This is a genomic window from Grimontia kaedaensis, assembly GCF_023746615.1.
Lineage (GTDB): Bacteria > Pseudomonadota > Gammaproteobacteria > Enterobacterales > Vibrionaceae > Enterovibrio > Enterovibrio kaedaensis.
Genome location: NZ_CP082276.1, coordinates 1688924 through 1710080 on the forward strand (window position 1 = coordinate 1688924; position 21157 = coordinate 1710080).

General features: G+C 50.3%; 16 protein-coding genes. 3 read left to right on the top strand and 13 right to left on the bottom strand.

Annotation, left to right across the window (positions count from 1 at the left end; translation table 11 throughout):
- Window positions 1-15: 15 nt before the first annotated feature.
- From K6Q96_RS24595 to K6Q96_RS24610, 4 genes are all read right to left on the bottom strand, one after another.
- Window positions 16-2448: a methyl-accepting chemotaxis protein gene (locus K6Q96_RS24595; protein WP_251881102.1), complete on the bottom strand. Its 2433-nt coding sequence runs from the start codon at window positions 2446-2448 to the stop codon at window positions 16-18.
- A 186-nt stretch (window positions 2449-2634) separates the two neighbouring features.
- Window positions 2635-3474 (bottom strand): isopenicillin N synthase family dioxygenase, encoded by an 840-nt coding sequence (locus K6Q96_RS24600; RefSeq protein WP_251881105.1) that lies wholly within the window; start codon window positions 3472-3474, stop codon window positions 2635-2637.
- A 163-nt stretch (window positions 3475-3637) separates the two neighbouring features.
- Complete coding sequence (locus tag K6Q96_RS24605) at window positions 3638-4405, bottom strand: alpha/beta fold hydrolase (RefSeq protein WP_251881106.1); 768 nt, start codon at window positions 4403-4405, stop codon at window positions 3638-3640.
- A gap of 15 nt (window positions 4406-4420) precedes the next feature.
- The gene (locus K6Q96_RS24610; RefSeq protein WP_251881109.1) at window positions 4421-4984 is read right to left on the bottom strand and encodes a GNAT family N-acetyltransferase; all 564 of its coding nucleotides are present in this window, start codon (window positions 4982-4984) and stop codon (window positions 4421-4423) included.
- Between the two features lie 582 nt (window positions 4985-5566).
- Between K6Q96_RS24610 and K6Q96_RS24615 the strand changes: the two genes are divergently transcribed.
- The gene (locus tag K6Q96_RS24615) at window positions 5567-5980 is read left to right on the top strand and encodes a globin family protein (RefSeq protein WP_251881111.1); all 414 of its coding nucleotides are present in this window, start codon (window positions 5567-5569) and stop codon (window positions 5978-5980) included.
- Here the strand turns inward: K6Q96_RS24615 and K6Q96_RS24620 are convergent.
- The 5 genes from K6Q96_RS24620 to K6Q96_RS24640 all read right to left on the bottom strand — a co-directional run bounded on the left by K6Q96_RS24620 (window position 5977) and on the right by K6Q96_RS24640 (window position 12796).
- Complete coding sequence (locus K6Q96_RS24620; protein ID WP_251881113.1) at window positions 5977-6657, bottom strand: SOS response-associated peptidase; 681 nt, start codon at window positions 6655-6657, stop codon at window positions 5977-5979. The genes K6Q96_RS24615 and K6Q96_RS24620 overlap by 4 nt on opposite strands.
- A 279-nt stretch (window positions 6658-6936) precedes the next feature.
- Window positions 6937-9414, bottom strand: coding sequence for a trimethylamine-N-oxide reductase TorA (torA, locus tag K6Q96_RS24625; protein ID WP_251881115.1), 2478 nt, complete (start codon window positions 9412-9414; stop codon window positions 6937-6939).
- Between the two features lie 13 nt (window positions 9415-9427).
- Complete coding sequence (gene torC / locus K6Q96_RS24630; RefSeq protein ID WP_251881117.1) at window positions 9428-10606, bottom strand: pentaheme c-type cytochrome TorC; 1179 nt, start codon at window positions 10604-10606, stop codon at window positions 9428-9430.
- A 41-nt stretch (window positions 10607-10647) separates the two neighbouring features.
- Window positions 10648-10827 (bottom strand): periplasmic nitrate reductase, NapE protein, encoded by a 180-nt coding sequence (locus tag K6Q96_RS24635; protein ID WP_251881120.1) that lies wholly within the window; start codon window positions 10825-10827, stop codon window positions 10648-10650.
- Between the two features lie 265 nt (window positions 10828-11092).
- Window positions 11093-12796: a PAS domain S-box protein gene (locus K6Q96_RS24640; protein WP_251881122.1), complete on the bottom strand. Its 1704-nt coding sequence runs from the start codon at window positions 12794-12796 to the stop codon at window positions 11093-11095.
- A gap of 250 nt (window positions 12797-13046) precedes the next feature.
- Between K6Q96_RS24640 and K6Q96_RS24645 the strand changes: the two genes are divergently transcribed.
- Both K6Q96_RS24645 and K6Q96_RS24650 read left to right on the top strand, forming a co-directional pair.
- Window positions 13047-14663, top strand: a complete 1617-nt coding sequence (locus K6Q96_RS24645) for an alpha-amylase family glycosyl hydrolase (protein ID WP_251881124.1) — start codon at window positions 13047-13049, stop codon at window positions 14661-14663.
- Window positions 14664-14815: 152 nt separating this feature from the next.
- A complete protein-coding gene (locus K6Q96_RS24650) occupies window positions 14816-16357 on the top strand; it encodes a glutamate synthase-related protein (RefSeq protein WP_251881126.1) in 1542 nt (513 codons plus the stop codon).
- A 231-nt stretch (window positions 16358-16588) separates the two neighbouring features.
- Here K6Q96_RS24650 and K6Q96_RS24655 read toward each other — a convergent pair whose 3' ends face one another.
- The 4 genes from K6Q96_RS24655 to K6Q96_RS24670 are packed head-to-tail and all read right to left on the bottom strand — an operon-like array spanning window position 16589 to window position 21123.
- Window positions 16589-17722: an ABC transporter ATP-binding protein gene (locus K6Q96_RS24655; protein WP_251881134.1), complete on the bottom strand. Its 1134-nt coding sequence runs from the start codon at window positions 17720-17722 to the stop codon at window positions 16589-16591.
- 17 nt (window positions 17723-17739) lie between these two features.
- Window positions 17740-19362 (bottom strand): alpha-glucosidase, encoded by a 1623-nt coding sequence (locus K6Q96_RS24660; protein WP_251881136.1) that lies wholly within the window; start codon window positions 19360-19362, stop codon window positions 17740-17742.
- A gap of 8 nt (window positions 19363-19370) precedes the next feature.
- A complete protein-coding gene (locus K6Q96_RS24665; protein WP_002542581.1) occupies window positions 19371-20201 on the bottom strand; it encodes a carbohydrate ABC transporter permease in 831 nt (276 codons plus the stop codon).
- 1 nt (window position 20202) lies between these two features.
- Window positions 20203-21123, bottom strand: coding sequence for a carbohydrate ABC transporter permease (locus K6Q96_RS24670; RefSeq protein WP_251881138.1), 921 nt, complete (start codon window positions 21121-21123; stop codon window positions 20203-20205).
- Between the last annotated feature and the right edge of the window lie 34 nt (window positions 21124-21157).

Here is a 21157-nt window from a genome sequence, read left to right on the forward strand (position 1 = left end):
GTGATGAACAAAAGGTCAGGCAGTACGGGTTTTAAAGAAGCTTACCAGTTCCTGTAGGTTTTCCGCTTCAACCAACATATTTTCACTGGCAGCCGTGGCTTCTTCAGCAAGGCCAGCGTTTTGCTGGGTCATGTTGTCCATTTCGGTGATCACACGATTGATTTCACCAATACCCTGTGACTGTTCCTGTGTCGCTATGCTCATGTCATCAATCATGGAAGAGACACTGCGAATCGAATCCACAATCTCTACCAGATTCTCACCAGATTCGCGCACCAACTGGGTACCATCTTTCACCTTGTTAACGCTGGTATTGATAAGGTCTTTGATCTCAACTGATGCTTTGGCACTTCGCTGGGCCAGATTGCGGACCTCACCCGCTACTACGGCAAAACCACGCCCTTGTTCTCCGGCTCTCGCTGCCTCTACCGCTGCATTCAGTGCCAGTAGATTGGTCTGGAAAGCAATCTCATTAATTACGCCGATAATGTCTGATATCTGCTTACTGGACTCTTCGATTTCCGCCATCGAGTTGACCGCTTCCACCACTACTGTTCCTCCACGCTCCGCCCTCTTGGTCGCTTCGCTCGCCTGCTTTACTGCGCTTTGCGAGGTATCGGCATTTTGTTCAACCGTGGACGTCATTTCCTGCATGCTAGCCGCGGTTTCTTCGAGACTACTGGCTTGAGTTTCAGTGCGGTCGCTCAAATCACTGGTGCCCGTTCTGATCTCGCGGGCAGTATTGCTGACTGACGTTGCTGTGCGGTTGATATCCACCACCAGCTCATTCAGGCGCTCGATGGTGGAGTTCATCGCCTCTCTTACCGGCTCAAACTCATCATCCAGCTTCTCTGTCAGCGCGACGCTCAAATCCCCTTTCGACAACGACACCAGACAATCGCTGATTTTGGCTACAGCGCGTTTCTTAGCCGTAATGTCTGTCGCGTATTTCACGACTTTGAACGGCCTACCGTTTGCATCACAAATAGGGTTGTAGGACGCCTGAATCCAGACCTCCCGACCACCTTTTGCAAAGCGCAAAAATTCCGCAGATTCAAATTCGCCGCGATTCAGCTTCTCCCAGAAGGCTTTGTACTCATCTGAGTTTTTATAATCGGGGTCGACAAAAATCGAATGATGTCGCCCTTTCACTTCGCTCAATGAGTAGCCCATTGCATTCAGGAAGTTGTCATTAGCGTTGCGAATAGTGCCGTTCATATTGAATTCAATCACTGCCTGAGATTTACCAATTGCTTCAATCTGTCCTTCGTAGTCGGCATTTTTCAGTTTTTGATCAGTGATATCAGAGGCGTACTTCACGACTTTGAATGGCTTACCGTTGAGATCAAAAATGGGGTTGTAAGAGGCCTGAATCCAGATTTGGCGACCGCCTTTTCCGACGCGCTCAAATTCTCCGGAAAAGAATTCACCCGCAGCAAGCGATTTCCAGAATTCTTTGTATTCATGTGAATTTTTTAGCTCTGTCGTAGCAAAAATGGAATGATGCTTGCCCTTCACTTCTTCGAGGGTGTAACCAACGGTATTCAGAAAGTTTTCGTTAGCAGTGCGAATAGTGCCATCCAATTCAAACTCAATCACTGCCTGCGACTTACCGATGGCCCGGATTTGACCCGCAAAATTAGCATTACGCATTTTCTGTTCGGTCACGTCAGTCGCGAATTTCACGACTTTAAATGGCTTTCCGTTGTCATCGAAAATAGGATTGTACGATGCGCTGATCCAAATCTCTCTGCCACCTCTAGCGACGCGCTTGTAAACCGCGCTTTGATGTTCACCTTTGGCCAGTTTCTCCCAAAATGCTTTGTATTCACCAGACTGCGCCATTGCGGGCTCAACGAAAATAGAATGGTGCTTTCCCACCACTTCTTTTTCGTCGTAACCCATGACACCAAGAAAATTTTCATTCGCGCGAAGGATATTGCCTTTGAGGTCAAATTCGATCACCGCCTGGCTGCGGTTAATGGCATTAACTTGCCCAGTGGTATCGAGATTTTTGTTTTTGTCCTGAGTAATATCAGTCGCAAATTTCACCACTTTCTTAATGCCACCTTGAGGCGAATACACGGGGTTGTATGTTGCCTGAATCCAGACATCGATACCGTTTTTACCAATTCGCTTGAACTCACCGGACACAGACTTACCGTTGGCTAATCTTGCCCAAAAATCTCTGTACTCGCTGGAATTGACAAATGCCTTTTCCACGAACAGAGAGTGATGCTTACCGATGATTTCATCAGGGGCGTAACCCATGACCTTAAGAAAATTCTCGTTGGCCGAGAGAATATTACCTTTGGTATCAAATTCAATGATGGCCAGAGACCTATCCAAGGCGGCGATCTTGGCGTTCGCCTCCGCTTCTAGTTCTGCGTCGAAGCCAAAAATACTCCTGATGGCTCGTTTCAGTGGTGACATGAAAGAGTTTTGCATTTTTGAGACTCCTGTTCCTCTCATAGAATACTAGTTGAATAATCTCATTATTTCTCTTGTGGCATGCTAGTGATCGAAAAGGCTAACTTTATGGTTTCTTGAAGAAAGCAGCCTGATCTGGAGTAACAAAAAAGCCGGTGCACGAATCGTGTCACCGGCTTAGAGTTTCCCCGTTAAAAAGGAGGGCTATATCAAGCCCAACTCGCGCAGACGTTCCATAAGATAGCTGTTGGCCGTATAACGCTCAGACAACACCACTTCTGGCTTTGGATGCAGGAACAATGGAAGTGAAATACGCGATTTGGTCATATCCGCGCCATCAGGATTCACAACGCGGTGCGTGGTCGATGGAAAATAGCCACCAGATGCCTCTTGCAGCATGTCGCCAATGTTGACTATCAGGTAGCCAAAATCACATGGCACATCCAACCACTCGCCGTCTTTACCCATTACTTGTAGGCCAGGTTCATTAGCCGCAGGAAGGATAGTCAGCAGGTTGATGTCTTCATGAGCTGCAGCACGAATAGCGCCCGGGTCTTCATCACCTTTCATTGGTGGGTAATGCAGCACGCGAAGCAAAGTCTGCTCACTGCCATCCACCATGCTCGACAAGGATTGCGAGTACAGTGACGACACGTTTTCCGGCGAACGCTCTTCTACCCAGCCCAGTAGGGTTTTCGCCAGACCGTTTGCTTCGTCATAGTAGCCTTGCAGCTGATCTCTTAGATAATCTGGACACTGACCCCAAGGGTAGTAATGGAAAAACTCTTTGATGTCTCTCTTCTTGTGGCCTTTCGCCACCTCAGACACATTTGCCGGGAACAACCCGTCCTGTGTTTCTGGCTTAAATCGATATTGCATTTTATCTTCGCTATCGAAAAAGCCTTGCCAGTTCTCATACACTGACGACACCAGATCCTGACTGATTGGGTGATTTTTCAGGACACCAAATCCTGTTGAGCGTAGGGATTCAACAAAACGTTCAGCCGCGTCTGGCGCGTTGAAGTCGACTGCTTCCAATTTCATGGTGACTCTCTTGGTTTCTTTTTTTGTTTGGGTAGATACCCAAACAACGTGAAGATGCAGTATTCAGGTCGTTTGGGTATATATCGCACTTTCTTTGAAATGCGTTGCCAGAATACTAGCAGTTGAGTGAAGTAGAACAATCTTAAGGGGCGAGAAAGGTGCGCTAGGTTCGTTTAACCAACCAATGACCAAGTACTTCATTGAACTCAGTCGGCTTTTCAAGCGGAACAAGATGTCTTGCATTAGGAAGACAAGCAAATTCCCCATCAGGATAAAGGTAAGCGAGCACTTTTTTCGACGCGACAGGGGTGTAGTCAAACTCTGAGGTCAACATAAACAGCGGACATTTCAGCTTGGAAAGTTTGTTCAATGCGTCCCAGTTCACCACGGCATTAAAGGCCGCAATGTAGCTTTCCCTGTGGTTTTTCGACCAGCGACTGATCACCTCATCTCGGGTTTGAGCAAGAGCATCACCCGGTAGGAGTTGCTTTGCCATCAGCTTAGCAATGTTTTCCACACTGACAAACTTAAGCAGGAAGCGGCGGGAGCCGAGCATCCACCACTCATTGAGCTTTCTTGGACGACATTCTGCGAGCGCATTCACCACACATAGCCCCGCAACATACTTAGGAAATCGGGCTGCCAACTCAATACCGACCATACCGCCCATTGATACCCCCACGACCAACACATCGCGAAGTTCCAGTGTCTCAATCAGTGAAGCAATAATGACCGCGCAGTGCGGCAAACTGAAGGTATCAATATCGCCCGGTGAGGTACCGTGCAGCGGGAAGTCGGGCGCAATCACATCAAACCGGTCGCTGAATGCATCGATTTGATGCTGCCAATCTTCACTGCTCGAACCCAAGCCATGAAGAAGCAGGAGCGGTCTCCCCTGACCTTTGCGCAGATAGTGAATATGAGATTCCATGTTTACAGTGTAAAGCTAACCAACACAGCGAAGTGTTTTATCGCCTTTACTTTGCGCCTGCCACTCTTCGCGAAGCACGCCATAACGAAGCGAATCGTAATATTTCCCCTCAAAGAAACGTACGCTTCGAATCCTACCTTCTTCTTGCATGCCCAGTGCTTCGGCGCACTTCATCATGCGGGGATTGCCTGACCAGGTAGTCAGGCCAATACGGGCAACATCATAACGCTCAAAAAGATGGGTAATCCAAAGGGTCAGCGCTTTGCGTCCGAGTTTTTTGCCCCAGTATTGGGAGGTGAAAAGTGTGATTCCAACTTCTAGCCAGCGAGTAGATTGGTCTTCCCAATAACAAGAGAGATATCCAATAGCTTCACCGTTGTAGTCAATCACCATCGCGGTTTGTGCTTCTTTGAGGCGCTTGAAAAGATTGCGCCGGAATTGAAAGCGAGATTGGTGCTCGAGCGGAAAATAGGGAGCATCATGTGCCTTCCACTCGTTTTGTACATAAATGAAATGCCACAGATGATCGCGTTCATCATTCCTGGCTGGTCGCAAGCAAATATCTTCAAGCTTTAACATGCCTCTCCTTTTTCATGTCGCCGCATTTACGCAGTATTTTCTTTCTGTTTGTTCGAGAGTCAGAGTCAACTGACCCCAGTAATCAAGCTACAGCAGCCCTAAAAGGATAGCCAACAGAAAACGTTATTATTGATTATTATCAGCAGTAAACTGTGCTTCCCGACCCAAATACGCACCGTGTTTTATTTTATAGGCGATGTGATTCATTGAGACAGTTATCAATTGGACATGTGAGCAGGCTTTTCTAAGCTTGTTTATATGAATAAAGATCCATAGAAAATGCACCATCACTTTTAAAGGTCCGAGGGTCTGTTGACCTTTGGTGGTTAAATTTTGTTCTCGCCATAAGCGTTTTAGGCGCGGCGAGGTGTGTGCCGCCTAGTCATTCTATGCAAATACACCTCAACAAAGCATAAAACGTTTAGGGCAGAACCCTTCGGGTAGCGTTTGTTGGGAATTTATGCTGCGTTATCGGCTTCTCATGTAGGCTAGCTACACATCGAAGCCTCTGCCTTGCATAACATCCCCACAAACTGCTGCAAAAATCATCACCAAAGGTCAACAGACCCTGGGGATACTGCAATGTCGCTAACACAACAACAAATCAAACTGATCCAAACCAGTTTTAGCAAGGTGGAACCTATTTCTCTCAAAGCAGCAGAAATTTTCTACGATACCCTCTTTTCATATGACCCCTCTTTAAAAGCGCTGTTTAAAGGAGACATGAAACAACAGGGAAGAAAATTGATGGCAATGCTGAGTGCAGCCGTAAAAGGCTTGAACGATCTAGAGTCTTTAGTACCTGTACTTCACCAACTTGCACAGCGGCACGAAGGTTATGGCGTGAAAAAGAGCCATTTCACACCTGTCGGTAATGCACTACTGCGCACCCTCAAGGTGGGTCTGGGCGACGAATTTACGCCCGAGGTACGTGCTGCATGGGTCGCGCTGCTACACATTGTGGCAGATACCATGAAATCAAAAATGGCGGCCTAATCGGCCGCTAAGTGAACGCTTTCACCTATCGCGTTTCGCACTGACGCCTTTTCAATAGGTGTTACACTCAGTGGCAGCGGTAATTGCGGCGAAAGCATCTCTTCTAATTCCCCCACATTTGTTGCTGGGCAGTCTAGCCATTTCCTCTGCACTTCAGGATTGAGCGGCAGTATTAACGGCATCGACTTCGCATGGTACGGCTCGATTTTGGGATGCGGCGGCAAAGTAACGATTGAACATGACAGGACTTCTTCTCCCGTTGTTTCTTCGATCCAGCGCCGGAACAAACCGCCAAACGCTATCGCACTCCCGACAGGCTCCATCGCATAGGCATTGCCTTGTTGGGTTTCGACAAAACCTGACACCGGAATAATGCAGCGCGTCTGGCGAAAAGCGTCAAAGCCCGCGCTACCTTTGACATTGAGTTTATCGCTACGGGTATTGAAGCTGGCGTATTTGGTAAGTGGTCGAATGCATCCGTCTTCTTGATGCATCAACAGCCACCAGCAGGCGTTTTTCAATACCATCTCTTCCCCATTCGACACCACGATGCTGACCGTATCGGTTGGTGCAATGTTGTTGCTTGCCCTAATCGGCAGCCGACCTAAATCCACACCCAAGCTGTCTAACAGCAAATGCATGTAAGGATCATCGGTGACGTTAAAACGTCCGCACATTGCATATCCTTTACCTTTCAGTATTCAATAAAGTGTATACCCAAATAACCTGAAGATGCTCGAATTCAGAGGCCATCAATTCGTTCAATTCGAGGCAAATTTCGTGAGGAATAGTGGTTCTATTTCCGTGTGATTTAACAAAGAAGTAGGCGCATTGAGGGCCTCCCTTTGGGCGAGTTGAATCCTGCATCTGCAAGTCGTTTGGGTATATACAACAGTCAGACCGCACATAAAAAAAGAGCCGCAATTGCGGCTCTTCAGACAATTAATAAATCAAGGTTACAGAGAAACAATCTCTGGGCCTGAGAACGCATTTACGGCTGGCGCCTCGCCTTTGAACTTCTCATAGTCCACCACACAAGTGTATGCGCTACAAGCCTGTGCAAGCTCAGAGGTGCCCACATCCAGCGTCACGGTGTTCGGGTCACCGTAGGTGTCAATCGCACCGATTTCAGAGCCTGTCGGGCCATACCACGCCCCTTCCTGGATACGAATAACACCCGGTGGGTAATCGTCCGACACCACGGCGCCGGCGATCAGCTGTCCACGGTCATTAAACACACGGATAAGATCGCCATCTTTCACGCCACGCGCTTTAGCATCTTCAGGGTTGATATAGGCAGGCTCTCGTCCCTGGACTGTGTAGGTTTCACGAAGCGCTGGCGATTCACACATCTGTGAGTGTAGGCGCTTGTCCGGGTGGCAGGATTGCAGCCAAATCGGGAATTTCTCTGATCCCGGGCCACCGTGAGAACGCTCGGCTTTCTCAAACCACATCGGGTGTTCCTGACAATATTCGTAACCAAATCCGCCGATTTTGCGGCTGGTAATTTCGATAAAGCCGGAAGGCGTACCCAATGGATTGAGCTCAGGGTCTTCACGGAACAAGGCGTGACGGACAAAAGTGCTGCCCTTACCAAAACCGACATAACCATCTTTCCAGAAGGTTTCAAAGTCAGGCATTTCAAAGTTGCCCTTGTTGGCTGTTACACACTCGTTGTAAAGCTTTTCTACCCACTGCATCTCGGTCATTTCCTGCGCGTACTCTTTGTCTTTATTCAGACCAAAGCGAGCAGTCAAACCTTTGAAAATCTCAAAGTCTGTGCGGGATTGATAGAGCGGATCGACCAGCTTGTGCATAGCAAGTACACCTGTCGCTGAATATGCACCATAGAGGTCGATATCGTTACGCTCAAACTGAGTACAGGCTGGCAGTACAATATCAGAGAAGCGGCAGGTCGCTGTCCAAGCAAAGTCGATGGTGATGGCCGTTTCAATGTTGTGGTAGGCCTTTTTCATCCGGTTATGATCCTGATGGTGGTGCCAAGGGTTGTTACCACTCACAATCACCATTTTAATCGGCGGCAGTTTCACCTTGTTCCCGTTGTGATTGATCACCTTACCGGGATTTTCAATAGCCTCTATCCATCGCGCCACCGGAATGGTACTCGCATAGCCTTTGAAGTCACTATTGTTGTATTTAGGCTCCATACCAGGGTCGAGGTTTCGAGGGAAACCACCAGGGCCAGCTGCGCCTGTCGCAGGCTCACCAATACCGCTGTAGTGGTGCGCGTAAGAAACACCTGCGCCCGGAAGACCAATACCGCCGAGCATACTCGCCAGTACAGCCCCCATCCAATAAGGCTGCTCGCCGTGTTGCTGGCGCTGCACACACCAGCCGAACATCAATTGAGTGCGTTCGCTAGCCAACATGCGGGCGAATTCGCGGATGCGATCAGCTTCTACGCCGCATATCTTAGACGCCCACTCAGGCGTTTTCTCGACCTTGTCTTTGGTTTTACCCATGACGTAATCGATGAAAGGTTCAAAGCCGAGGCAGTAAATCTTGATGAATTCTTTGTCGTACAAATCCTCTTTGTAGAGGGTGTGCGCCAGTGCAAGCATAAACGGCACATCGGTTTGAGGATTGATGTATTGATGCTCACAGCCAAGAAATTTCTGGGTTTTGCTGACTACAGGGTCAACCGAGATCACCTTGATATCACCGTTGGCAACTTTGTCTTTCAATTGATCGAAGTAGCCATACACATCATGGGTTGGACACTGCCAGCCAACCTGCGCGTTTTTCACCGGATCGTTCGCCCAAATCACAATCTGCTTGGCGTTATCCAGCACCAACTGCCATGAGGTTTGCTGCGCGTATACTTCGGTTGAACCGAGCACATAAGGCATGATGGTTTGTCCCGCACCCGTCGAGTAATCCCCGATTTTCTTCACGAAGAAGCCATGCATCGCCATCGCACGCTGCATGTGAGTCGTGCAACTGTGGAATTGACCTGTCTGGCGCCAACCGGTTTGTCCTGCCAGTATGCCTGACGGACCATAAGTGTTCTGCACGCGCTCAAGTTCGCTGTAGAAGAGATCAAGCGCCTGATCCCAGGTCACACGAACAAAACGGTTATCACCACGTGTGGTGTTCCAGCCTTCGGTACGTTTCAACCAATCAAGGCGCACCATGGGGTAGCGCACACGGGATGGGTTATAGATAAGGCCTTTCACCCCTTCCAACATTTCAGTGGGGTGTTTGTCGTGATTGAACGCCACCACCTCGGCGACTTCACCGCCGACGATGCGGGCGCGGAATGCGCCCCAGTGAGAACCAGAGGTACGCCAAGTGCCCTCCAGCAGTTCTGAATTGGCATGTGCGTCTGTAGCAACGAGAAGGCTGGGACCAATGACTGCCGTTGCACTGACAGACAACATGCCTTTAAGGAAAGTTCGTCTATTGATTGTCATGCTGTTATCCCTCTCAGTGTGGTGCAAAGGTGCTGGAATGTTTCTGCAGGTACTTGAGCACCAATGCCTGAGTTGCCTGATCAAAGTTGACGAAGCCCATCATGCCGTCAAACATTCCCGGCCAGGTGTTTGCATCAAAATGCGCCACATCAGGCTGGGTATGACAAAGGCTACAGTTGGTGTCGTAAGCCTGTTTTGCTTCGGTCCAGATAGGGTCGATAGTGTCGAGGAAGTCTGCTTTTTTCACCCAAAGATCCACTTCAACACGCTGCCAGGTCAAGCCGGTCAAGTCGTCTTCTTTGGTTTCAAAAGTGCGGATATCGGTCTGGCTTTGCGCCACTTCTTTAGATAATGCAGCGGAGGCGATATTAAGGCCAAAGTCTTCGTAAATCACACGACCAAAACCTTTCATCTTACGCCAGCCGGTCAGAGTGACTTTCGCCGCCTTGTCGTCCTCTTCCAGAATGGTCACCATGGAGGCGGGTTCAAGCACACCACCGTCCTGTTTCAGGTCTTTATCAACGTACATTTCTAGGAAATTGATGCTGTAAATCGGCGCACCTTTGTTGAAGTCAGTGCTGTGAGAGCGGGAAATCAACTTACCGAGCAAGCCACCGGTTGAGTCCATTTCTGCAGGCAGTTCGTGAGCGATCCCTTTGTGGCAGTCGATACAGCTTTGATCAGTTTGCGCCGCGTGCTGCATTTGGAAGCGCGAGGTTGGCCTCATCTTGTCAAACTGCATGCTGGCATAATTGTGGCAGGCCTTACATTCTTTCGAGCCGTTGGCACTGAATCTTGCCCATTCGTGTTGTGCCAATTCCAGCCGCTTGTCTAGGAACTTCTCTCTGGTTCCAATCACACCGAAAACCTGAGCAAAGACTTCTTTACTAGCCTGCATTTTACGGGCGATTTTGTCCGTCCAGTTGTGCGGTACGTGACAATCAGGACAGGTCGCACGTACACCGGAACGGTTTGACCAGTGAATAGTTTTCTGCAGTTCCGGGTAAACGTTGTCTCGCATAGAGTGGCAGGAAATACAGAATTGTTCGGTGTTGGTCAGCTCCAGCGCGGTATTGAATCCACCCCAGAAAATGACACCCGCTATAAAGCCCCCGAGTGTCAGGGTCCCAAGACTGATTTTGGTTGCTGGGCGCTTCATGGTTGCCCAGAGTTTTCTGATAAATTCTTTCATGATCATGTGCTCTTAATTGGTTCAGAGAATGTAAATCGCCGTTAGCCGTGTCCCGGAGGACCAAAAAAGAACACCTGACTCATCCAGATAAGGAAGCCGTACCCTCCGATGAGGACGACACTAAGAATGGGGAAGAGGAATACGGCAATAAAGAAAAACGCTCGCCATTCGAACGTTCCCTTTTCACCATCTCTCACAATATCTGCTTCGCTTTTGTCCATGACGTTGTCCTCGTTTTCCCGGCCTCTTATATCGAGCTGAGCCGGATTGATAAGTATGTCCACACCAAGTCTAGGAGAACCTCGCTGGTGACATGTCTCTTTATTGACCCATCGAGGAACACAAAGTCTTTGTTTACAGTACGCTAGAGGGTATATAACTGGTAGGAAGAAGCTATTTCATTGTTGAGAATGGGCGTATCTTGTCTCTAAGTTGCACATTACGGTCTGAAGATGCCGTAGGCGACACCTTCAGACCGCCTTAAAACTACTGTCCAGTCGCCGTTTTCAAGACTTCAGACAGCTCGGTTAGCAGCTTTTGGGTATCGTCAGAAAGACGGTTAATTTCGCTGGTCGATTCAGAAGATCGCGTCGCCAGTTGACGAACTTCGTCCGCTACCACAGCAAACCCGCGTCCATGTTCACCAGCGCGTGCAGCTTCAATGGCTGCGTTAAGTGCCAGCAGATTCGTCTGCTCTGAAATACCGTCGATGACCTTGGCGATATTTGAAATCTCTGAGCTGGATTTTGCCACCCCGTCCATGATTTCACCCATACCATCACGTTGTTCAACCTGGGCGGTTACATCTTTCACAAACGCGGTATATAAGGTTTTTCCATCGATCTTTACTTTCGAAAGAGACAGCAGACCGTAGTAAACCTGACCATCTTTCCTATGAATCGGCACTTCCCGACTGGAGCCAACAATTTTGTCTTTCCCAGTCGTACGGTTTGAGTTCACGAGCGCATCATGGTTTGACTGAATGTCCGGCGGTACCAGTAACTTCACATTCTGGCCAATCACCTCTTCTGCTGAGTAACCCCAGAGCATTTCAGCTGCCGGATTAAAGAAGGTGACAATGTTGTTTTCATCGATGGTAACCACGGCATCAAGTGCTTGTGACAAAGTTTGATTAATCGATTCCTGTGCCGTGCGCTGCTCCGAGATATCACGCACAAATGCGGTGTAACCAATATTGCCGCCGATATCGACTTTTGATAGTGAGAAATTTACCCAGATACGGCTGCCGTCTTTACGCTGCATTTCCAGTTCGCGCGCGTTGCCGACGATCTTATCTTTCCCCGTGCGGCGGTTATTGTTTACGTAGTTATCATGGTTGGCCTGAAACTCATCTGGCACCAGCATGCGTACGTTATTACCGACCACTTCATCCGCCGAGTATCCCCAAAGCTCCTCGGCTGCAGGGTTAAAGAAGGTCACGTTATTGTCGGCATCAATACTGACCACAGCATCAATAGCCTGACGAAGTACCTGTTCCGTCTCCTCACTGGCAAGCTTCTCTTTGGTGATATCCCGGGCAAATGCGGTATAACCCACTTCGCCCCCGACTTCGACACGCGACAGGGAGAGATTCGCCCAAATCCGGCTACCATCGCGGCGCTCTAACTCGATATCCCGGCTCGTACCAACAATGATGTCTACACGGCTCTGACGGTTGGTGTTCACGTAGGTATCGTGAAACTGCTGGATTTCCTTTGGCACCAACATCTTCACGTTCTTTCCAACAACTTCATCTGCGCTGTATCCCCATAGGGCTTCTGCTGCAGGGTTCATATAGGTGACATTGTTCTGACCATCGATCGACACCACCGCATTCACAGATTGCTCCAGCATTTGCTCGTTGCGCTGACGTTCACCGTATTCCTTGGAAATATCTTTAACAAAAACCGATAAGCCTTTGCCGCCAGACACTGCAATTTCGGAGACATTCACTTCTACCCAAACTTGACCATTGAGCTGGGTTTGAAATGAACCTGCATTCAGGCTTCCAAGATTGAATGAGGAGACATCTTTCCCCTTCGCATCTTTTGCAGACATATTGAAAAGCCGTTCTGCCGCTGCGTTGATGTAGCTCACACGGTTTTTGCTATCAGTGTAAAGCACTGCATCGTTGGCTTTGTCCAGTACTTGCTTGATGACGCTGTCGTTGCTGTTTCCGAAAAGTCCCATGTCTCTATCCTACTTTGAGTATTGGAAGTCAAAAGCTCACATTTGTGACTAATACTCAAATCTTAGACACCGTTTGAAATAACCCCAAATGTCCTCAGTTTGTTTTTGCAACTTGGTGATAATTAAGTGCTAATAAAAATGCAGGGACCGACACACATTATTTACAGTGTAAAGCGTGGCAACTCACTAGAAACACTCAGAATTGCACTACGCTGAAAAGGTTAACCTGTTAAGGAATATAAGAAAAACGATGAAATCCAACACATCACCTATCCTCTACCACGTCTATGTACGCAGCTTTTTCGACAGCAACGGTGATGGCATCGGCGATCTTCAGGGCGTCATCAATAAGCTCGACTATTTCGTCTGGCTGGGTGTCGATGGCATATTACTTTCCCCAATCTTTGAGTCTCCCTTAAGTGATTTTGGATACGACATCACCAACCTTCGCGGACTCAACCCGGAATATGGTGACATGGCAACCTTCACCACGCTGGTGGAGGAAGCCAAACAACGCGGCCTCTCAGTAATGCTGGATTTTGTTGCCAATCACACCTCGAGCAAACATCCTTGGTTTATTGAAAGCAGTGCCGGCGCAACCTCAACGAAAGCGGATTGGTATGTCTGGTCACCCGCAAAAGCCGATGGCACGCCGCCAAACAACTGGCTAACCATATTCGGCGAATCCGCTTGGCGATGGCACCCTACGCGCGGGCAATACTATTTACACAACACGTTAAGCAACCAGCCCGACCTTAATTACCGAAATGCTGATGTAGTGCGGGAGTTGAATCAAAGTGTACGGTTTTGGCTGGATACCGGCGTGAGCGGTCTTCGTTTGGATTCCGTGAATCTGTTCCTCCATGACGACAAGCTACGCAACAACCCGCCACGCCATCTGGGCTGGCAGGATGATGCCCGCGCCGACCCCTATCGCTATCAAAGTCAGCGTTACAACATCAGCAGACCGGAAAACATCCACTTGCTCAAGCAGCTTCGGGTCATCATTGATGGCTACGAGGAAAAGAAATGGCTTCTAGGTTCGCTAAGTGATCCTTCCCCATACGCTACGATTGACCGCTACACCAGTGAAGGAGATGCGTTGGACGCTGCCAATGTATTCGAATCGTTGAGTTTGTGTCACAGCGTTGGCCAGGTGGGTGAACAACTCGATGATTTCATGAAGGCCGTTCACCCCGGTATTGGTTGTTGGAGCACAGGAAACCACGACATTGCCAGAACAGTTAGTCGCTGGCAGGACGCCAACAACCAACCCGAGGCTGCAAAACTATTGCTGACCATGCTGATGTCGCTACAGGGGGTTATCAGCCTGTTTCAGGGGGAGGAGCTGGGTCTACCTGAAGCCGATGTCCCGCCGTCTCAGCGTAGGGATTTATTTGGTAAGCAGGTAATCGCCAACTATGTTGGCCGCGACGGATGCCGCACACCAATGCCTTGGCGAAGCAGCGAAGAGAACCTTGGCTTCAGCACGTCATCTCCTTGGCTGCCCGCCGATCCTAAGCACTCAGAATATGCTATCGATAAACAGCAGCAGGATGATAACTCTGTGTTGAACTTTACCCGCACCCTGCTTCAATGGCGCAAACAACATGTCGCGATGCAGGACGGTGCCTGCCGGGTTCTTGCCTATAACCAGACTCTGATGGTGTTAGAGCGTCACCATGCAGACCAAACCCTCATCATTGCGCTCAATGCCTCAAACAATGAAGCAACAGTGAGGCTCAACCTGCCCTCTGAGGCAAAACCCCTTTCGCTTCCGCACATGGCTGATGCAGTGCCCGAAAATCATGGGGTGCTGAAGCTTCTCCCCTGGCAAGCATGGGTCGGTGAATTGGTTCGCAGCTAACTAATTTAGGTTTGCCTCATACTTGTTGCGCATTAGGTATTGAAAAACAGGCCATACTTACCTCTGACGATCTTCGACACTATTACTAAATGGGCGTGAATAACGCCAATCATGTTGATCGTCTGAAGCAATGTCGCTTAAAGGAGTAAGTCATGACAGACCCTGTTGTATCCAATAACAAACCCATTAAAGTCGAGCTCGAAAAAGGTAAAGAATATTACTACTGCCGCTGCGGACGCTCGAAGAAACAGCCCTATTGTGACGGCTCCCATGCCGGGACGGAATTCACGCCGCTGGCCTATAAGGCGGACAAAGATGGCGAAGCTTGGTTTTGCGCCTGCAAACACACCGGAAACGAGCCTTTCTGCGATGGCACCCATACCCGCTATGCGGATACGGATGTCGGAAAAGAAATGCCGCCAGTTCAAAGAGAAAGCGCTTCCCCAACGCCAAAAGCGACCAAAGAAGAGCCTTATGTAGAGCTGATCCATCAGCTCGCGAAGGAAGGACTGGAGAAATTTGGCCACCACGGCCCAATGACTTCTATGGGGGTGCCTCGCTACCAGCTACCTACCTGGGACGATATCCAGATCATGGTGGCGCAAATGGCGACGAAACCGCTCTTAGATGATGCCTCCGTTGGCACTGAACTTATCGTTGGCCCACGTGCGAAGAAGCCACTGAAACTCGACACGCCACTGTTTGTGTCTGACATGAGTTTTGGTGCGCTGTCAGAAGAAGCCAAAGTTGCGCTTGCAACCGGTGCTGAAAAAGCGGGGACAGGCATCTGTTCGGGTGAAGGCGGCATGCTGCCCGAAGAACACGCTGCGAACAGCCACTATTTCTATGAACTGGCAAGTGCCAAGTTTGGTTTTGAGCTTTCCAAAGTGCGCGATGTTCAGGCCTTTCATTTCAAAGGTGGTCAGGGTGCAAAAACCGGTACAGGTGGTCACCTGCCGGGCATCAAAAACCATGGAAAGATTTCACAGGTGCGCGGGATTCCAGAAGGGAAAGATGCCATTTCGCCATCCACCTTCCCTGATCTGAAAACGCCCGCGGATTTTGCGCGTATCGCAGACGAAGTACGCCGTGAAAGTGGCGGCATTCCTATTGGGTTCAAACTGAGTGCCAACCATATCGAAGCCGATATCGGCTTTGCACTGGATGCAGGTGCCGATTACATCATTTTGGACGGGCGTGGCGGCGGCACAGGTGCGGCGCCGACACTGTTCCGGGACCATATCAGTGTGCCAACCATTCCGGCACTGGCACGCGCAAGGCGCTTCCTTGATGCACAGGGAGTGAATGACGTTACCTTGATCATTACTGGCGGGCTTCGCGTGCCGAGTGACTTTGTGAAAGCGTTGGCTCTCGGCGCGGACGGTATTGCCCTCTCCAACAGTGCGATGCAAGCGATTGGTTGCGTCGGTGCGCGCATGTGTAATTCCAACATGTGTCCAGCGGGTATTGCGACGCAAGATCCAGAACTTCGCAAGCGTCTGAATGTGGAGGCGGCTTCTGAGCGACTCTACAACTTCTTCACCGCATCAACCCATCTAATGCAGGTGATGGCACGCGCTTGTGGCCACGATCATTTGAGTAAATTCACTCACAGCGATCTGGCGACGTTCAATAAAGAAATGGCAGAACTTTCCGGTATCCACTACTCCGGTACAGGCCCTTCAACGCTCTGATTCGCAAATGATACCAATCACAGTAAGTAGGTGATCAGAAATAGCGCAGGAAAAATGCTCGAGAACAAGGCGAAAAATGTCGATAAGTAGTTCTTCTACACTCAAATTTTTCAACGCAGTGATCGAGCATTTTAACAAGCTAGGATGAGCAGATATTGACTAGGATTGGCATAATAAAGAGGCAGGACTAAAAGTCCTGCCTCTTTCGCGTTTTAAGCCTTTATCCGGCTATTACGGCGTCACAACCAGTGACGGTTTGGTTTCGCCCACCACTGAGCGTTTGAACGCATTTCCGTCGCGATCAAACAGATGGCAATAATCCGCAGGGAACTCGATACAACGTTTATCACCTGCACGGATATTGGTTTGCCCTTCGGTGCGAATCACCACTGGCTCGGCACTTTGTGGCGTATTGAAGTACATCAGGCACTCGTTACCTAGCTGCTCGACAACACTCAACGCCACACCACCTTCCTGGATCGCATCTTTCTCGCCGAAACGAATATGCTCAGGACGGATCCCAATCACGCAAGGATCGCCGACGCTGGCGCCGATCGTATTGGCTGAGACTTCCACTTCCTGACCACGGTGGATCTGGACGCGGGTCGTCATCTCACCGGTTTCCACGATATCCGCCGTCAGGAAGTTCATCTTTGGTGAACCGATAAAGCCCGCCACAAACGTATTCGCTGGGTGATTGTATAGCTCAAGCGGTGAACCCACCTGCTCAACACGGCCAGCATCCAGCACCACGATCTTGGTCGCGAGTGTCATCGCTTCCACCTGATCGTGAGTCACATAGATCATGGTTGCGCCAAGGCGTTCGTGCAGACGGGCGATTTCCATGCGCATTTGTACGCGGAGCGACGCATCCAGATTCGACAGTGGCTCATCGAATAGGAAGACTTTTGGCTCCCGCACAATCGCGCGGCCGATCGCCACACGCTGACGCTGACCACCGGAAAGCTCTTTCGGCTTGCGTTCCAGCAAGGGTTCCAGTTGCAGCGCCGCTGCCACTTCGCGCACTTTCTCATCCACGGTTTTGGCTTCGGTTTTCGCCAGTTGCAGGCCAAACGCCATGTTCTCGTAAACCGTCATGTGTGGATACAGAGCGTAAGACTGGAACACCATGCCGATACCACGCTCCGGTGGCGGCAGATCGTTACAGACCTGGCCATCGATCTTCAGATCGCCCGAGGTGATATCTTCAAGACCCGCTATCAAGCGAAGCAGGGTCGATTTACCACAGCCTGACGGGCCAACGAACACCACAAAGTCGCCTTTGTCGATATGCAGATCCACATCCTTGGTGACATGTACCTTACCAAACTTCTTATTAACTTTATTTAAAATGACCTCAGCCATATTGTGTCCTTACCCTGTTACGTCGTTGCAAATGCCGCCTGATAAGGCGGGAGGGTGACCGATCCATTTTCCAGCCTGAATGCGAAACCATGACCTTCCAGTGCCTGCCAGTTTCCTTCCGGCAGGGAAATAGTCATGTCTGAATCGGACAGGTTAAAGGCCACCAGCAGACGTTGCTCGTCGTTGTAGCGGACGAATCTGAGCCCCTGCGCATTGGACTGCACATCACCCAACTCGCCATTCACCAGCGCGGCAAACTGTTTACGCCAGCGAAGGTAGGTGCGGTAATGGGCCAACATGCTGTCGCTTTGCTGCTCTTGCTTATCCACCGCCAGTGCATTGTGGCGTGGGTCAACGGGCAGCCAAGGTTCTGCGGAGCTGAAACCTGCGTTACCTTCATCACCGACCCAAGGCACTGGGGTACGGCAACCGTCCCGGCCTTTGTATTCCGGCCAGAAAGGAATCCCATATGGGTCCTGAATTTTCTCAAACGGTATTTCCGCTTCAGGCAATCCAAGCTCTTCACCCTGATACAGGCACACACTGCCACGAAGCGAGGTGACCAAAGCCAACAGCACTTTGCCGTAAGCGACTTGGTCTGCTTCTTCTGCCCCCCAACGGGTGATACAACGCACCACGTCGTGGTTTGACAGCGCCCAACACGCCCAGCCATCGTTGATGGCGCCTTCGATTTTTTCAATCACGGACGCCAGGTAATCCGGCTTGCGGTGAATGTTCAGCAAATCAAAGGTGTAAGCCATGTGCAGCTTGTCGTTGTCTGCCGTGTACTCAGCCATCAGCGCCAGAGGGTTATCGTCGCCGATCTCCCCGACTGTGGTGATGTCATCGTACTGATCGAGCAATGCACGCAGCTTTTTCAGAAAACCGAGGTTTTCCGGCTGCGAAATGTCGTACTGGTGTTTTTGCATCGAATACGGGTTGGTTCCCGGTACGCCGAGCGATTTGCTGTCTCCTGCCGACAACCCTGGGTTGTCACGCAACTGACGGTCATGCATGTAGAAATTGACCGTGTCGAGACGGAAACCGTCGACGCCCAAATCGAGCCAGAATTTCACCGTATCCAACAGGTGTTCCACGACCTCTGGGTTGTGGAAGTTCAAATCAGGCTGGCTGACGAGGAAGTTGTGCAGATAATACTGCTGACGCCGGCTTTCCCACTGCCAGGCACAGCCACCAAAAATGGAGAGCCAGTTGTTTGGTGGCGTACCGTCAGGCTTAGGATCAGCCCAGACATACCAGTCGGATTTCGGGTTGTCGCGACTCACGCGACTTTCCTGAAACCAGGTATGTTCATCCGAGGTATGGCTGAGAACCTGATCGATCATTACCTTCAGACCCAGTTCATGCGCAACCTGCACCAGTTGCTTAAAGTCATCCAGTGTGCCGAACAGCGGATCGACATCGCGGTAATCAGATACGTCGTAGCCGAAGTCTTTCATGGGCGATTTGAAAAAGGGCGACAGCCAGATGGCATCTACGCCGAGCGCCGCCACATAAGGCAGTTGCTGGGTGATCCCCGGCAAGTCACCGATCCCGTCCTGATTGGCATCGTAAAAGCTGCGTGGGTAGATTTGGTAAATAACCGCGCCGCGCCACCAGGTTGATTCTTGTTGTCTCATGTTTCTGATTATCCCTTAACTGCACCGGCAGTGAGGCCGGAGACGATTCGACGTTGGAAGACCAGCACCATAACGATGAGCGGCACAGTCACAATGACGGAAGCCGCCATGATGGTGCCCCACGGCAGTTCGTATTGACCGGCACCGGAAATCAGTGCGATCGCCACAGGAACCGTGCGTTGTTCATTGGTCAGGGTGAAAGTCAGGGCAAAGAGGAACTCGTTCCACGCGGCGATGAACGCCAGCAGACCAGTGGTCACCAGAGCAGGCCATAGCAGCGGCATCAGCACTTTGGTGATGATCTGCCATGGGGTTGCACCATCCACAATCGCAGCTTCTTCCAGTTCAAGAGGGAGTTGCTGCATGAAGGTGGTGAGTACCCAAACCGTAAACGGCAGCGTGAAGATCATGTAGGCGAGCGCCAGACCCGGCATGGAGTTATAAAGCCCAAACGCGCGAATGAGCTCAAACAGGCCGGAAAGTACCGCCACCTGTGGGAACATCGACACCCCAAGGATTGTCAGCAGCACGATATTGCGACCGCGGAAGCGGATCCGTCCTAGCGCATAGGACGCCGTCACACCCAGCAGCAGTGAAATGGCCACCACCACGGTCGACACCAGCACAGAGTTCAAGAGATTGCGTTCAAACACGCCGCCGGAAAACACCGAGGCGTAATTGCTCCAGTCAAACGATGAAGGCAAATACTCCACCTGAAACAATGCCGAACCCGATTTGAACGAGGTGACAATGGCGTAATAAAACGGGAACACCGAAAACACCACAATCACAGCAACCAAGAGGTAGAAGCCTACCTGCAAATACCATTTCTTGGACATATCAGTTACCCTCGTTCATGCTTTTTCGCCCAACGTAGAGATAGGCAATGGTACAGAGCGCGACGATCAGGAACAGTAGCGTAGACGCTGCTGAGCCGTAACCGACGTCCTGAAAGTCTACGAGGTTCTGTCTTGCGTACACAGACATCGACATGGTGGCTTCGTTGGAAGGTGTGAGCACATAGATAAGGTCGAACACCCTCAGCGCATCAAGGGCACGGAAAACCACAGCAACCATAACCGCAGGCATAATGAGTGGCAGAGTGACTTTGAAGAAGACTTTGACCGGATGGATACCGTCAATCTTGGCTGCTTCGTAGCAATCAGAAGGCAGCATCTGCAAAGCAGCCAGCACCAGCAGGGCCATAAACGGTGTGGTCTTCCAAACGTCTACCGCGATCACCACGTTGAGCGAGAGATCAGAATCCGCCGTCCAGGCAAGTGGCGCAGCAATCAACCCCAAGGTCATCAGAAAGTCATTGATGATCCCGAACTGATCGTGAAGCATCCAGCCCCACATTTTGGCAGAGACAATCGTTGGGATCGCCCACGGTACTAGTACCGCTGCACGGACCAATCCTTGTCCTTTGAACTTGGTATTGAGCACCAGAGCGACCACGATCCCGAATACTGTCTCCAGGCTCACAGACACGATGGTGAAATACAGGGTATTCCACACCGCCTGCCACCAGGTGGGATCAAACAAGATGCCGTAAAATTCGCCGTCTTCGTAGATAAAGTAGTTATCGAAGCCAATGAATTCCGCTACCCCACTGCCATCCAAAGTGGCATTGGTCATACTGAACCAGAATGTTCTCAGTAACGGCCACCCTGCCACCATGGCAAGAGTGATCATCATTGGCGTCAGAAACCACCAGGCGGCGCGAACGCGCTTACGCGTGAGTGCGCTGGTCTGTTCCATACATTTTTCCTCTGGAAGCGGCTGTCAGGCGCTT